This is a genomic window from Janthinobacterium sp. GW460-12-1-14-LB5 (assembly GCF_059423585.1).
In genome coordinates, this window is the sequence record NZ_JBWKYD010000006.1 from 63,343 (window position 1) to 76,782 (window position 13,440).

The window sequence follows — 13,440 nt, forward strand, 5'->3', positions numbered from 1 at the left end:
AAGCGAGCAAAAAACCTGGTATGGATACTGACCTGCAAGCACTGCCCCTCCCTACCGCCTTCAGCATCAGCGACGTCGAGCGCGATACGGGGCTGGCCAAGGAAACCTTGCGTGTCTGGGAGCGCCGCTACGCCTTTCCCCAGCCCCAGCGCGACGCCTTCGGCGAACGCAGCTACCCGGCCGAGCAAGTGCAAAAATTGCGCATGGTCAAGCGCCTGCTGGATCTCGGATTTCGTCCGGGCAAAATCATGCAGCACAGCACTGTACAACTGCAGCAACTGGCCAGCGCCGGCAGCGCGGCGCCGCCCGCGCCGCAACCGCAGCTGGCGCATTACCTGGCCCTGTGCCGCGGCCACCAGATGGCGGAACTGGGCGAGGCCCTGCGCCAGGCGCTGGCCGTGCTGGGCTTGAAAAGCTTCACCATCGACGTCATCGCGCCCCTGACGGGCATGGTGGGCGAAGCGTGGGCTTGCGGCGACCTGGCCGTGTATGAAGAGCATCTGTATAGCGAAACCTTGCAGACGGTAATGCGCCACGCCATTTTTTCCCTGCCGCAAGCAAGCAGCCCGTCCACGCGCACGCCGCGCATCGTCCTCAGTACCTTGCCGCAGGAGCGCCATGGCCTGGGGCTGCTGATGGCCGAGGCGCTATGCGCGGCGGCCGGCGCCCATTGCATGTCGCTGGGAGTGGAAACGCCGCTGACGGACATCGTCGCGGCTGCCCGCGCGCAGCGGGCCGACATCGTGGCGCTGTCGTTTTCCAGCGCCAGCAAGCAGCGGCAAACGCGCGACAGCCTGCAGCAGTTGCATGCAAGCTTGCCAGCAAGCATGGAATTGTGGGCTGGCGGACGCAGTCCCGTGCTGTACAAGCAGCCGCCCTCCTTTCTGCACGTGCTGGACTTGCGGCAAGTCGACGAAAGCATCGCCGACTGGCGCCGCCGCCATCAGGCGCTGGCCCTGCAAACCCATTGATCCGGCTGGAAAGCGCGGCAACTGCGGCGATCTCCGTGGATAGCCGCGCAATGTTGCCAATCGAACAGTAAAGCATGAAGGGCCGCGCGCGCTCTGGTAGAATAGCCCGTAACACAGTGTCCGGCGCCGCCGGGCCTTAGGTCAGCACCCGCCACCACACATCCATGTTTAGTTTCTTCAAGAAAAAACCCATCGCTCCCGAGGCTGCGCCAGCCGAGCCCCTCGCCCTTCCCGCCACGCCGCCCGCACCGCAGCCTGCCGCTACGCCCCTGAGCGGCGCACCGGCCGAGCTCGTGCCCGTGATCGTGGCCGCCGAACCCGAGAAAAAATCGTGGATGACGCGCCTGAAGGCGGGCCTGTCGAAAACCTCGAACACCCTGTCCGTGCTGTTCGTCGGCGCGAAGATCGACGACGCCCTGTACGAAGAACTGGAAGCGGCGCTGCTGATGTCCGACGCGGGCATCGACGCCACGGAATTCCTGCTCACGGAATTGAAGAAAAAGGTCAAGGAAGACAAGCTGCTCGACGCGGCCGCCGTCAAGGCCGCGCTGAAAGTGCTGCTGATCGAGCTGCTGAGCCCGCTGGAAAAGCGCTTCGAGCTGGGCCGCCACAAGCCGCTGGTGATGATGATTTCCGGCGTGAATGGCGCCGGCAAGACCACCACCATCGGCAAGCTGGCCAAGCACATGCAGTCGAATAACCAGTCCGTGCTGCTGGCCGCGGGCGATACCTTCCGCGCCGCCGCGCGCGAGCAGCTGATGGTCTGGGGCGAGCGCAACAACGTCACCGTGATTTCGCAGGAATCGGGCGACCCGGCCGCCGTGGCCTACGATTCCGTGCAATCGGCGAAGGCGCGCGGCATCGACGTGGTCATGGTCGACACGGCCGGCCGCTTGCCGACGCAGTTGCACCTGATGGAAGAATTGAAGAAAATCAAGCGCGTGATCGGCAAAGGCATGGAGGGCGCACCGCATGAAACCCTGCTCGTCATCGACGGCAACACGGGCCAGAACGCCCTCACGCAAGTAAAGGCCTTCGACGATGCCCTGCAGCTGAGCGGCCTGGTGATCACCAAGCTGGACGGTACCGCCAAGGGCGGCGTGCTGGCGGCGATCGCCCGCGTGCGCCCCGTGCCCGTGTACTTCATCGGCATCGGTGAGAAAATTGAAGACTTGCAGCCCTTCGTGGCTGCCGAATTTGTCGAAGCGCTGCTCGGATAAGCCCATACATGATTGAATTTCAGCACGTCTCCAAGCAATACTCCCCCGACGCCGTGGCGCTCAGCGACATTTCGCTCAGTATTGCCAAAGGCGAGCTGGTCTTCCTGGCCGGCCCGTCCGGCGCCGGCAAGTCCACCCTGCTGAAAATGATTGCCGCCATGGAACGCCCCACGTCGGGCAAGCTGATCGTCAACGGCCAGGACATGGCGAAGATCAAGCCGGCCGGCGTGCCCTTCCTGCGCCGCAACATGGGCCTGATCTTCCAGCAGCAAAAATTACTCAACGACCGCTCCATCCTGGCCAACGTCATGCTGCCGCTGCTCGTCGTCGGTGCGCATAAAGTTGCTGCCGAGCAGCGCGCACGCGCCGCACTCGACAAAGTCGGGCTGCTCGACCGCGCCATGGCGCGTCCGCTGTCGCTGTCGGGCGGCGAGCAGCAGCGCGTCTCGATTGCGCGCGCCATCGTCAACCGGCCGCAGATCATCCTGGCCGACGAACCGACGGCCAACCTGGACCGCGCCAGCGCCAACAAGGTGCTCGACGCCCTCAAAGCGTTTCACTCGGTGGGCGTGACCTGCCTCATTTCCAGCCATGACGAACAGATGCTCGACGCCGCCGCCCGCGTGATCCACCTGAAGAACGGCCAGCTGGTCGCCATCGACAAGGCCACGCAGGCCCCCGTGTTCGCCCCGCCCGATCCTGATTTCGCCCCCTCCCCCGATGCGGACGACGCGCAGGGAGAGCAGGCATGAGAGGCTGGTTCCGCCAACACCGCTTCGCGCTCGGTTCGGCGCTGATTCACTTGCGCAAGTCGCCGGGCGGCTTCCTGTTGAACGTGCTCGTCGTCGCTATCGCCCTGTCGCTGCCGTTCGCCGGCTTGACCATGCTCGACAACGTGCGCCCCATGTCGGAACAGATGTCCGTCGACCCGGAAATCAGCGTCTTCCTGAAGATCGACACGCCGCGCGAGCAAGCCGTGGCCCTGGCCAGCGCCATGCGCAAGATCGTCGGCGAGCAAAAGGCGAAGATCGTCTTCATCCCGCGCGAACAGGCGCTCGACACGCTGAAAAACAAGAACGGCCTGGCCGACGTGCTGAGCACCCTGGGCGACAATCCCTTGCCCGACAGCTATGTGCTGAAACTCGACGCCTTCAGCAGCGCCAGCGAGGCGCAGGATGTCGATGCCGTGGCGGAACAGCTGCGCCATCTGCCCGGCGTGGAATCGGCGCAAGTCGATTCGGCCTGGGTCAAGCGCCTGGCGGCCCTGCTGGGCGTGCTGCGCCTGGTGCTGCTGCTGCTGGCCATCACCCTGGGCGTGGCCGTCATCGCCGTGGTCTTCAATACCATCCGCCTGCAGGTGATGCAGCAGCGCGATGAAATCAGCATCTCGAAACTGATCGGCGCGACCGACACCTTCATCCACCGCCCCTTCTATTACACAGGCGCCCTGCTGGGCCTGTGCGCGGGGGCGCTGGCGCTGGGCGCCGTGGCGCTGGCCTTGCAGCCGCTCAATACCGCGATTGCCGAGTTTGCCCGCCTGTACGCGTCCGAATTCCAGCTGGTGCCGCTGGCGCCGCTGCCGATGGCCGGCTTGCTGGCCGTCAGCGCCGGCCTCGGTCTGATCGGCGCCTTCCTCTGCGTGCAGCGCCACCTGGCGCGCCTGAACTGACCTTCCCTTCCATGGCGGCGCCTGCGGTGCCGCCATGCGCCTCGCCATCCCCATCTGCTGTTATCTTGATATTTAGCAAGTATTCTTAAGGTTCGCTTCAGCCAGAGCCCGTAGACTAGCCATGTTGTCGTAAAGCGGCCTGCAGCGCTGTTCAGACATATTTATCAAACATTAAATCATCATAGTATTTAGGCTATCAGGACGATTAAATGTGCCGATTGGCACTCTCAGGCAGAGAGTGCTAATATAGGGACATACCAACAGCAGAACCGCCATGGACGCCAGATGAAGATGGTGCCGCGGTCTGCAAAGTGCAAGACCGAATACGCAAAACAGAACAGACAATCGGGCCACGTCGTGTGACGTGGCCAACTGGAACAAAGCAAGATTACGAGGGAGAAAACATGACTATGATGTCCGCAACATCCGCATTGGTTCCGACCAAAAGTAATGCGCTGGGCCTCGGGTTCACTGGCAATCTGGGCAATATTGACGCCTATATTTCGGCCGTGAACCGTCTGCCCATGTTGACCCACGACGAAGAAATTTCGCTGGCGAAACGCCTGCGCGAAAAAAATGACCTGGCCGCCGCGCAAGAGCTGGTGCTGTCGCACCTGCGCCTGGTGGTCTCGATTGCCCGCGGCTATCTGGGCTATGGCTTGCCGCACGCCGACCTGATTCAGGAAGGCAATATCGGCTTGATGAAAGCCGTGAAACGTTTCGATCCGGACCAGGGCGTGCGCCTGGTGTCGTACGCCATGCACTGGGTGAAAGCCGAGATGCATGAGTACATCCTGAAAAACTGGCGCCTGGTCAAGGTCGCGACGACGAAGGCGCAGCGCAAGCTGTTCTTCAACCTGCGCAGCCACAAGACGGGCCTGGACGCGATGACGCCGAAACAGATCGATGCGCTGGCCAAGCTGCTCGACGTGAAGCGCGAAGAAGTGATCGAGATGGAAACGCGCTTGAGCGGCCGCGACATCGCCCTGGAATCGCCGACCGACGATGAAGACGACAAGTTTTCGCCGATCGCCTACCTGTCGTCGGAGCAAAGCGAACCGACCAAGGTGCTGGAAGCGGAACAAGTGACGCGCCTGCAATCGGAAGGGCTGGAAACGGCCTTGTCCAAGCTGGACGCCCGTTCGCGCCGCATCATCGAAGCGCGCTGGCTGGCCAACGACGATGGTTCCGGCGCCACCCTGCACGCCCTGGCGGAAGAGTTCGGCGTATCGGCCGAGCGCATCCGCCAGATCGAAGTGGCGGCGCTGAAAAAAATGAAGGGCGCCCTGGCGGCGTATGTCTGAGCGGCGCCTGCCGCCTGAAGCTCAAAATGCCGCTGCGTCACACGAAGCGGCATTTTTTTTATGAACGCTAGGCTTCAAGGGCGTGACGATGAGCAAGCGAGATGCACTCACCGCGGCATTATTTAATTGCCAAGTACGTGTCCTGCACGAGACCACGCCAAGTCAATTCTTGTTAAATGGACATGTGCTCGATACTGCCGCGTTTGCAAAACTGACCGGAGCGCCCGACGGCAGCTACATGCTGCCCGTCATCACGTCAGGCGGCGATCTTGAAATCGAAGTTGCCCATGACGATATTATTGAAACGATGCAACGTACGGTACAGCAAAGCGCGGACGGCTTTCAGCTTGTCAGTAACGATATTTTAGTCATCAAGAAAGAGTTCAGAGGCTTGGGCATCGCCATCCGAAGTTTTGCGATCGAAGCAAGGGAAGCGCAACGCCTGGGTATCGCTAAAATCAAGGCTCTGGCGGCAGGGAAAGTCGGCGATGAATTCAGCGGCTGGTATCTGTGGGCCAGGGCCGGCTTCCAGGCGGACCTGGACGCCGCCGAACGCGCGCAGCTTGCCGGTGAAACCGCGCCTGCGCTGCGCTCGGCCCGTACCTTGCACGACTTGATGCGCACGCCGGAAGGCGTCGACTGGTGGCGCAGACATGGACGGGGACGCCAGGTCGAGTTTGACCTCGCGCCTGCGAGTGCCCATTGGGATATACTGCATCTGTATCTGGCTGAAAAAGGTGTGATCATATGAATACCACCAAGAAAATCATCAATCTCAATGAGATTCTTCAGGCAAAAACCGAGGAAGAGATACAAGCTCGGCTCGCAGAGATGCAAACCCGCCGGCCGGCAGGAGCACCGCGCATCGCCGCGCTCAAGCGCACGTCACCGGAGCAGTTCAACGTGGCCGTGCCCGGACTGCCCAAGGATGCACTAAAAAAGCGTTTGCTCGACGCCATTAAAAAGTTGCCGCCGCACGCGACGGTGAGGCCCAGCGGTCTTGACGCGGCAATGGACAAACCCCGTACGAAACGGGCAAAAACCGTTTGATGTACGGGGGTGACGGACGCCCGTCGCTCAGGCAGCCAAGCCCTTGACGAGGACTTCGGCGACCAATTCATTCAGATCCGCGCCGCGTTCCTTGGCCAGGGTCTGCAATTGCAACACCAGATCGCTGTTCAGCTTGACGGCGAATGGCACCAGGCCCAGGGCCTGATCGCGCTTGCGCTGCTCGCGGCGGTCGACGACCACCGCTTCCTTACCGAATGCACCGGCGCCGGGAACATTCATCTTTCCCATCAGTTTCTTGGCATCGCTTTTGGCCAGGTCGGTTTTTTTCATGGTTGTTTCCTGATTTTCAAAACAGCCATTCTACGCAGTAATCGGCGCGCCGCGTGGCCGGCGCGTCAATTCATCCGCAGCGCGCCAATGGTGCGCCGGAAAAATATCATTTTGTTATTATCATTTTCATCCCATGCGTGCACGCCACGCGGGGGGACGCTCCAACTGAAAGGAAAAACATGGATTACCTACATCAATCGTACCGAACGTGGTTGCTCCCCCTGTTCCTCGCCTGCCTGGCCGTGCTGGCGGGCTGCGGCGCGGCCGGCAGCGCCGGCGACGCGGAAAATACGCCGCGCAGCGTCACCCACGTGCTGTCGCCGGGCGAACAGGTGGCCATCACGGCCACCGATACCCTGAAACTCGAGCGCGTCAACGACAGCCGCTGCCGCAAGGGCGCCGTATGCGTGTGGAAAGGCTACGTCAGCTACAGTTTCAGTTTGCTCAACAGCGCTGGCGCTACCGACATCGTGCTGTCCGAATCCATGCCCGGCGCGGCCAGTTCCGTCACCGTCAACCACCTGACGTTCACCCTGCTCGACGTCGACCCGGCCACGCCGCCGGCCCTCAACGCGGCCGAGCCCACCTACCGGGTCAAAGTAAAAATTACGCAGGGCGCGCTGCCCCGCTAAACGCTAGGCATCGTGGCGCTGGCGGCTGTCGGCGGGCGCCTGCTGCCGCTCCAGCATGCCGTAATCGCGCACCACGCCGGCGATGCGCAGCCGGTAATCGTCGAACACGCCGTGCCGGCCGGCCGACTGCGCCGCGCGGTGCGCTTCGAGCTGCCGCCACCGGGCCAGCGCCGCCTCGTCGCGAAAGAAGGACAGCGACAGCAATTTGCCTGGCTCGCTCAGGCTGCTGAAACGTTCGATGGAAATGAAACCGTCCACTTCATCGAGCAAGGGCCGCAGCGCGGCCGCCAGGTCAAGATATTGCTGGCGGCCATCGGCGCTGGGCCAGACTTCAAAAATCACGGCAATCATGCGTTGTCTCCTTGCGCAAACACGGGAATGCGGGCGTTCAGCGACGGCAGATAGGTCCACGCCAGCGGCATGCCTTCCAATGCACCGGCCCATGCCTGCAGGCAAGCCGTGGCGATGGTGTGCGCGATGGACTGCCCGGGACAGGCGTGGCGGCCATGGCCAAAACCCAACTCCGCATGGCCGGCGCTGGCCAGCACGACGACGATCATCTGCCCGGCCGGTATGCGCACGCCGTGCAATGCCACGGCATCGGCCGTGTAGCGGCGCGTGTTGTGGATGGCGGGATCATGCCGGCTGACCTCGCCCAGCATGGCCGGCCAGCGCTCGGGGGCGGCGCGCAGTTGCGCGAACAACTGCGGTTGCGCACGCAAGGCCACGATGGCATTGCCCAGCAAACCGGCCGTGGCGTCGCAGGTCTGCGACAGCAAGCCCACGAGGTTGGCCAGCATGCCGCCGCCCATGGCATCCGCCCCGGCCACGATGTCGTGCAGCACGCTGCCGGGCCGCGCGTCGCCCTCACGCAGCAAGGTGGTAAAACCTTGCAGCAAGGCATCGGCCGCTTCCTGCGCGCCTGCCAATTGTTCTCCATTGCTCAGCGGCGACAAACAGGCGACAAAGGCGCGCGTCCAGGCGGCCAGCGCCGGCCATTGCGCTGGCGCAAAGCCCAGCAAGTCCGCCATGGCGAACAGGGGCAATTCAAACATCGCGTCATTCAGCTGCGCGGCGCTGCCGGGAACGCGGCCGCCGGCAAGATCCACCACCCGTCCATGCAGGCGCGCCAAATCCGCCTGGCCCAGCGCCCGAGCCAGCACCTGTTTCGGCACGGCATGCCGCTCGCCATCGTTCATGCGCACCAGTTCGGCAAAAATCGCGCCGCACGGCGTGCCTGCCAGGTTCTGCGGCACGGCCTGGCCCGGCGGGCGCACGCGGCAAGCGGGATGCGCCAGCACGGCCTGCACGCCGGCCACGCCCGTCGCCAGCCAGCAATCGAGCTGCGCCTCGAAGCGCAGGGGCGGGCCGTCCGCCAGGCGGCGATAGTAGCCGTACGGCGCCACGTGGGTGACGGCAGAAAAAGGGTCGGCGGGATCGATAACAAAGTCGGCGAGCGGCATGCGCATTCCATTGCAGTGAAGTGGGGACACGAGTATGCTGGCCCTTCCACCACAACACTTCGCCCACGAACGAATCATGGATGACAAGCTTCCCTCGGCCGACATGGGCCTGGCGCAACTGGCCGGCGCCATCGCCGAACCGGCGCGCGCGCGCATGCTGTGCAGCCTGCTCGATGGCCATGCGCGCACGGCCACGGAATTGGCCACCTTGGCCGAGGTGGGCGCCTCGACGGCCAGCGCCCACCTGAGCCGCTTGCGCGAGGATGGCTTGCTGTCCATGCTGGCGCAAGGCAAGCACCGCTATTACCGCCTGGCCAGCATGGAGGTGGGCCACGCCCTCGAAGCGCTGCTGGTGGTGGCCGGCGTGGCCGCAACGCCCTTTACGCCCACCACGCCGGACCGCTTGCGCCATGCGCGCACCTGCTACGACCACATGGCCGGCACCGTGGCCGTCGCCCTGCACGACCAGTTGCATGCGCAAGGCTGGCTGCTCGACGATGGCGCAGAATATCGCCTGTCGGAAGCGGGCACGGCCGGCATGGCGGCCCTGGGCATCGACGTGCCGCAACTGCAGCGCCAGCGCCGCCGCTTCGCCTGTGCCTGCCTGGACTGGAGCGAAAGGCGCGCCCACCTGGGCGGCGCGCTGGGCGCCGCCGTCCTGCAACTGGCCCTGCGCCAGGGCTGGGCCGAGCGCGAACTCGACAGCCGCGCCCTGCGCCTCACGCCAAGCGGGGAGCGGCGCCTGCTGGCCGCATTTGCCTGCCGCTGAACGGTACAGGCATTTTGTATCTCATAAGCAACTATCGAGAGAAAAATGCCCTTTTATCATTGTTTTCATTCATCATAGGCTGCGCCCTTGAGCGTGCATTTTTCCCTTTCGGCCATGGAAAGAGTCCATCTTGAAAACAGTGTCGTCCAGCACCAGTCCCGCCAGTACCTGCCATAACTGCCACACCGACGCGCCAGGCAACTTCTGCAGCGCCTGCGGCCAGTCCACCACCCTGCACGTACCCAGCGCGCGCGAATTCCTGCATGAATTTGTCGCGCATTATGTGGCGCTCGAAGGCAAGCTATGGCGTACCCTGGCCCTGCTGCTGTTCCGCCCTGGCGCACTGAGCAATGAATACATCGCGGGACGCCGCGTGCGCTACGTGGAACCGCTGCGCGTCTACCTGAGCTTCAGCATCCTGTTCTTTGCCATCCTCAAGTTCAGCAGCCCCGACGTATTCCTCACCGTCCACGACCAGCAAGCCCAGGCAAGCGCCCACGGCCCACGTCAAATTCCGGAAAGCAAGACATCGCCTATGCAGGTCAGCATTTTGGGCCAGACGCCCACCCTGCCGCGCCAATGGCAAGACTTTGAGCAACTGCCCACGGCCGAGAAACAAAAACTCGTGGTGGAAAGCTTTTTCCATTACGCGCCGTACGCCATGTTTGGCCTGATGCCGCTGTTCGCCCTGTTCCTGAAAATCCTCTACCTGGGCAGCGGACGGCGCTATGGCGAGCATTTCCTGTTCGCCCTGCATACGAATGCCTTCGCCTTCATCACGATGGCGCTGATGATCCTCATCCCCATCGACCTTGTCCGCCTTGCGCTCGGCGCCTGGCTGCTGGCCTATCTGCCGTGGGCCATGTGGCGCGTGTATCCAAGCGGCAAGCTCGCTACCGTCTGCCGCTGGCTTCTGTTGATGGCAGCCTACTGCCTCGCCATGGGCCTGGCGATCGTGGCCTGCATCGCCATCGGCGTGATGTTGCGACATTAAGTTAGGCCACTAAGGGGCGCTCCGGCGGCGCCGTATCGGGCTATCATCCTGCACGCCATCTTTTTTGGGAAGCATGATGATCGCCTTCGAAGGCTTGTCCAAACACTACGGCACGTTCGAGGCCGTCAAGCCGCTGACCTTACAGGTTAGCAAGGGGGAGCTCTTCGGTTTCCTGGGTCCGAACGGGGCCGGCAAGACCACCACCATCCGCATGCTGATGGGCATCCTCGTGCCCAGCAGCGGCCGCGTGCTGGTCGATGGCCTCGATTGCCACCGCGATGGCGTCGCCGTCAAGCGCAAGGTCGGCTACCTGCCCGACACCCCCATCTTTTACGATTATTTGCGGGGCCGTGAAATCCTGCAATTCGTGGCCGAAATGCATGGTTTTACGCGCGCGGAAGCGGCCGACCGCGCCGCGCGCCTGCTGACGGAATTCGGCCTGGACGAGGCGGCCGAAGACTTTGCCGTCAACTACTCGCTGGGCATGAAGAAAAAGCTGGGCCTGGCGTGCGCGCTGATCCACGATCCGGCCGTGCTGATTCTCGACGAGCCGATCAACGGCCTCGACCCGCGCGCGTCGCGCGAGGTGCAGGAACGCCTGTTGCGCCGCGCCGCCGCCGGCACCACCATCTTCGTGTCCACGCATTTGCTGGACATGGCGCAAAAGCTGTGCAGCCGCGTCGCCATCATCCACCGGGGTGCCCTGGTGGCCACGGGCAGCCTGGACGATATCCGCCAGCAACTGTCCAGCGATGGCAGCCTGGAAGACCTCTTTTTGCAACTCACCGACGAAACCGCATGACACCGGCGCCGCCCACCGCCTGGCGCGCCGTCTGGCTGCTGACCCGCTTGCGCCTGCAGCGCCTGCTCAACGTCAGCGGCCGGGGCTTGTCCTTCACGAAAAACAATAAGAGCCGCCACGCCACGCCGGGCAAGCGCGGCAGGCGCTGGCTGCCGGGCGCGCTGCTCTTGCTGCCCATGCTGTTTTCCTTCGGCAGCATCGCCCGCCATGGCGTACTGAACATGCATTGTTTGCTCGACCAGGTCGCCGCCTGCCAGGTGCGCGGCAGCCTGTACACGGACAACCACCTGCTCGACCCCGTCATCGCCCAGCTGATGGGCGCGCCGTTCAGCACGGCGCTGATCGGCGGCCTGACGCTGCAACTGGCGCTGCTGTGGCTGGTCAGCGTATTATTGCCGCTGGGCATGGGAGAGTTGTCGAAGCCGGACTGGGACCTGGAATGGCTGGTCACCTTGCCCGTCGAAAAAAGCACCTTGCTGTGGGCGCGCGTGCTCGAACGCACGCTCGTCAATCCGGCCGGCTTGCTGGCCCTGTGGCCCGGCACGACCATGATCGCCTGGTATGCGGGCCAGGGCTGGCTTTCACCGCTGTCCGGCCTGCTCGCCAGCCTCGTCCTGCTGGCCCTGGCCGCCATGCTGCGCACCCTCGTCGACACAGGCTTGCGCCTGTCGCTCAATCCTGCCCAGCTGGGCAACCTGCAGGCCGGGATCTCGCTGGCGGGCCTGTTTCCCATGTATATGGGCATGTCCTTCGGCATGGGCATGGGCGGCTTCGCCTATGACTGGGCGGCCTCCATGCCCGCCTGGAGCGGCTGGACGCCGCCGGGCCTGCTGGTACGGCTGCTCAATGCCGATGGCGTGGCCGCCTTGCTGCCCGCTATCCTGCTGCTGGCGCAATGCCTGTGCTTGATGCTGCTGGGCATGGCCGTGCTGCGCCGCCAGTTGCGCCACGGCGTCGTGGGCGCGGGCCAGCGCGAAGCGGCGCGCAAGCCGGCAGCAACGCCATCGCGCCCGCGCCTCGGCACGCCGATCCAGCGGCGCGAATTGACGTTACTCTTGCGCGACCGCAATTTTCTCGTGCAAACCCTGTTGCTGCCGCTGCTCATCCTCGGCGGCCAGGCCCTGTTCACAGGCCAGGCGCGCGACCTGCACGCGCTGCTGGCCAGCCCCGTCCTGCTGGCCTGCACCGGCTTTTTCCTCGGCAGCTATGTGCTCATGATGTCGGCCTTCCAGACCCTGAACAAGGAAGGCGGCGCGCTGTGGCTGCTGTACACGTTTCCCGTCTCCATCGAGCAGGCGCTGCGGCAAAAGGCGCAGCTGTGGGCCGTGCTGGCCCTGCTGTATCCAGTCATCCTGTTCGGCGCGGCGCTGGCCTGGCTGCCCGCCTGGTCGTGGCAGACGGCGGGCCTGATGCTGCTGGCTCTGGCCGGCATTCCCCTGTACGCGGCGATCGCCGTGGCGCTGGGCGTGTTTGCCAGCGACCCGCTGGCCACGGAGGCAACGGCAAAGGTGCGCCCCGCGTATATGTACCTGTATCTGCTGCTCACCGGCATGTACATCGCGGCGCTGGCCGCCGGCAGCGCCGTGCAGCAGCTGGTGTTTGTCGCGCTCACGGGCGCGCTGGCCGTGGCCCTGTGGCAAAAGGCGCGCGATGCGCTGCCCTACCTGCTCGATCCGGCCGCCTCGCCGCCGGCCACGGTCTCGGCGGCCGACGGCCTGATCGCCGCCATGCTGTTTTTTATTCTGCAAACCCTGCTGTTGATCCTGTTCAAGGACCAGGTGGCCGGCGTGCTCACGTATGTACTGCTGCGCCTCGTGTATTGGCGCGCCGGGACGGCGGGCGTGCCGCGCATCGGACAGGGCCGCCAGCCATGGCGCTGGGGTGTGGCAGGCGCGGCCGTGGCGGCGCTGGCCGGCATCGGCTGCGCGGCCTTGTTGCCGCCGGTCGCTTCGCCATTGATCCAGATCAATGGCAACGGACTATGGCTGGCGGGACTGATGCTGCTGGCCGCGCCCCTGTGCGAGGAATTCATTTTCCGCGGCTTGCTGCAGGGCGGCTTGCGCCGCGCGCTGCCGGCCTGGCAGGCGGTCGGCATCGCCGCCGCACTGTTTGCCCTCGTGCATCCACCGGCCGCCATGCTGCCTGCCTTCGTGCTGGGTCTGTGCGCGGGCCTCGCGTACGAACGCAGCGGCGTGCTGCTGGCGCCCATGCTGGTACACGCCGGCTACAGCGCCGCCCTCCTCGCGTATGGACTGCATGCTTAATCACCGGCAAG

General features: G+C 64.2%; 15 protein-coding genes. 12 read left to right on the forward strand and 3 right to left on the reverse strand.

Annotated elements, in window-relative coordinates; translation table 11 throughout:
- Positions 1-20 precede the first annotated feature (20 nt).
- The 7 genes from AC07X6_RS07555 to AC07X6_RS07585 all read left to right on the forward strand — a co-directional run bounded on the left by AC07X6_RS07555 (position 21) and on the right by AC07X6_RS07585 (position 6,214).
- Complete coding sequence (locus tag AC07X6_RS07555) at positions 21-971, forward strand: MerR family transcriptional regulator (RefSeq protein ID WP_494790556.1); 951 nt, start codon at positions 21-23, stop codon at positions 969-971.
- Between the two features lie 164 nt (positions 972-1,135).
- Positions 1,136-2,191 carry a signal recognition particle-docking protein FtsY gene (ftsY, locus tag AC07X6_RS07560; RefSeq protein WP_474294808.1) on the forward strand — a complete coding sequence of 352 codons (1,056 nt, stop codon included), beginning with the start codon at positions 1,136-1,138 and terminating at the stop codon, positions 2,189-2,191.
- Between the two features lie 8 nt (positions 2,192-2,199).
- A complete protein-coding gene (locus AC07X6_RS07565) occupies positions 2,200-2,943 on the forward strand; it encodes a cell division ATP-binding protein FtsE (protein WP_070312921.1) in 744 nt (247 codons plus the stop codon).
- Positions 2,940-3,860 carry a permease-like cell division protein FtsX gene (gene ftsX / locus AC07X6_RS07570; protein ID WP_070222518.1) on the forward strand — a complete coding sequence of 307 codons (921 nt, stop codon included), beginning with the start codon at positions 2,940-2,942 and terminating at the stop codon, positions 3,858-3,860. The genes AC07X6_RS07565 and ftsX overlap by 4 nt, the downstream gene beginning before the upstream one ends.
- A 410-nt stretch (positions 3,861-4,270) precedes the next feature.
- The gene (gene rpoH, locus AC07X6_RS07575) at positions 4,271-5,164 is read left to right on the forward strand and encodes an RNA polymerase sigma factor RpoH (RefSeq protein WP_070222520.1); all 894 of its coding nucleotides are present in this window, start codon (positions 4,271-4,273) and stop codon (positions 5,162-5,164) included.
- Between the two features lie 88 nt (positions 5,165-5,252).
- Positions 5,253-5,915 (forward strand): hypothetical protein, encoded by a 663-nt coding sequence (locus AC07X6_RS07580; protein ID WP_494790557.1) that lies wholly within the window; start codon positions 5,253-5,255, stop codon positions 5,913-5,915.
- The gene (locus AC07X6_RS07585) at positions 5,912-6,214 is read left to right on the forward strand and encodes a hypothetical protein (RefSeq protein ID WP_494790558.1); all 303 of its coding nucleotides are present in this window, start codon (positions 5,912-5,914) and stop codon (positions 6,212-6,214) included. Before AC07X6_RS07580 ends, AC07X6_RS07585 begins: the two co-directional genes overlap by 4 nt.
- Positions 6,215-6,241: 27 nt before the next feature.
- On the opposite strand, the gene AC07X6_RS07590 is transcribed toward AC07X6_RS07585, so the two are convergent.
- Positions 6,242-6,505 carry a hypothetical protein gene (locus AC07X6_RS07590; protein WP_474294802.1) on the reverse strand — a complete coding sequence of 88 codons (264 nt, stop codon included), beginning with the start codon at positions 6,503-6,505 and terminating at the stop codon, positions 6,242-6,244.
- Between the two features lie 179 nt (positions 6,506-6,684).
- Here AC07X6_RS07590 and AC07X6_RS07595 point away from each other — a divergent pair, with 179 nt between their 5' ends.
- Entirely contained in the window at positions 6,685-7,137 is a 453-nt protein-coding gene (locus AC07X6_RS07595; protein WP_230541501.1) for a hypothetical protein, read from the forward strand.
- 3 nt (positions 7,138-7,140) lie between these two features.
- Here the strand turns inward: AC07X6_RS07595 and AC07X6_RS07600 are convergent, their stop codons facing one another.
- Both AC07X6_RS07600 and AC07X6_RS07605 read right to left on the reverse strand, forming a co-directional pair.
- The gene (locus AC07X6_RS07600; RefSeq protein ID WP_230541502.1) at positions 7,141-7,488 is read right to left on the reverse strand and encodes an antibiotic biosynthesis monooxygenase family protein; all 348 of its coding nucleotides are present in this window, start codon (positions 7,486-7,488) and stop codon (positions 7,141-7,143) included.
- A complete protein-coding gene (locus AC07X6_RS07605) occupies positions 7,485-8,600 on the reverse strand; it encodes a cytochrome P450 (protein WP_494790559.1) in 1,116 nt (371 codons plus the stop codon). Before AC07X6_RS07605 ends, AC07X6_RS07600 begins: the two co-directional genes overlap by 4 nt.
- A gap of 76 nt (positions 8,601-8,676) precedes the next feature.
- On the opposite strand from AC07X6_RS07605, the gene AC07X6_RS07610 reads away from it, so the two are divergent.
- From AC07X6_RS07610 to AC07X6_RS07625, 4 genes are all read left to right on the forward strand, one after another.
- Entirely contained in the window at positions 8,677-9,369 is a 693-nt protein-coding gene (locus AC07X6_RS07610) for an ArsR/SmtB family transcription factor (protein ID WP_494790560.1), read from the forward strand.
- A 139-nt stretch (positions 9,370-9,508) separates the two neighbouring features.
- A complete protein-coding gene (locus tag AC07X6_RS07615) occupies positions 9,509-10,363 on the forward strand; it encodes a DUF3667 domain-containing protein (protein ID WP_494790661.1) in 855 nt (284 codons plus the stop codon).
- A 73-nt stretch (positions 10,364-10,436) separates the two neighbouring features.
- Positions 10,437-11,165 (forward strand): ABC transporter ATP-binding protein, encoded by a 729-nt coding sequence (locus AC07X6_RS07620; protein ID WP_494790561.1) that lies wholly within the window; start codon positions 10,437-10,439, stop codon positions 11,163-11,165.
- Entirely contained in the window at positions 11,162-13,429 is a 2,268-nt protein-coding gene (locus AC07X6_RS07625; protein WP_494790562.1) for a CPBP family intramembrane glutamic endopeptidase, read from the forward strand. The genes AC07X6_RS07620 and AC07X6_RS07625 overlap by 4 nt, the downstream gene beginning before the upstream one ends.
- Positions 13,430-13,440: the final 11 nt, after the last annotated feature.

Excerpts from the sequence above, each read along its gene's own strand:
- AC07X6_RS07625 (WP_494790562.1), top strand. The coding sequence starts at position 11,162 with ATGACACCGGCGCCGCCCACCGCCTGGCGCGCCGTCTGGCTGCTGACC.
- rpoH (WP_070222520.1), top strand. The coding sequence starts at position 4,271 with ATGATGTCCGCAACATCCGCATTGGTTCCGACCAAAAGTAATGCGCTG.
- AC07X6_RS07600 (WP_230541502.1), bottom strand. The coding sequence starts at position 7,488 with ATGATTGCCGTGATTTTTGAAGTCTGGCCCAGCGCCGATGGCCGCCAG.
- AC07X6_RS07555 (WP_494790556.1), top strand. The coding sequence starts at position 21 with ATGGATACTGACCTGCAAGCACTGCCCCTCCCTACCGCCTTCAGCATC.
- AC07X6_RS07580 (WP_494790557.1), top strand. The coding sequence starts at position 5,253 with ATGAGCAAGCGAGATGCACTCACCGCGGCATTATTTAATTGCCAAGTA.
- AC07X6_RS07610 (WP_494790560.1), top strand. The coding sequence starts at position 8,677 with ATGGATGACAAGCTTCCCTCGGCCGACATGGGCCTGGCGCAACTGGCC.
- ftsX (WP_070222518.1), top strand. The coding sequence starts at position 2,940 with ATGAGAGGCTGGTTCCGCCAACACCGCTTCGCGCTCGGTTCGGCGCTG.
- AC07X6_RS07620 (WP_494790561.1), top strand. The coding sequence starts at position 10,437 with ATGATGATCGCCTTCGAAGGCTTGTCCAAACACTACGGCACGTTCGAG.
- AC07X6_RS07590 (WP_474294802.1), bottom strand. The coding sequence starts at position 6,505 with ATGAAAAAAACCGACCTGGCCAAAAGCGATGCCAAGAAACTGATGGGA.
- AC07X6_RS07605 (WP_494790559.1), bottom strand. The coding sequence starts at position 8,600 with ATGCCGCTCGCCGACTTTGTTATCGATCCCGCCGACCCTTTTTCTGCC.
- AC07X6_RS07565 (WP_070312921.1), top strand. The coding sequence starts at position 2,200 with ATGATTGAATTTCAGCACGTCTCCAAGCAATACTCCCCCGACGCCGTG.
- AC07X6_RS07585 (WP_494790558.1), top strand. The coding sequence starts at position 5,912 with ATGAATACCACCAAGAAAATCATCAATCTCAATGAGATTCTTCAGGCA.
- ftsY (WP_474294808.1), top strand. The coding sequence starts at position 1,136 with ATGTTTAGTTTCTTCAAGAAAAAACCCATCGCTCCCGAGGCTGCGCCA.
- AC07X6_RS07595 (WP_230541501.1), top strand. The coding sequence starts at position 6,685 with ATGGATTACCTACATCAATCGTACCGAACGTGGTTGCTCCCCCTGTTC.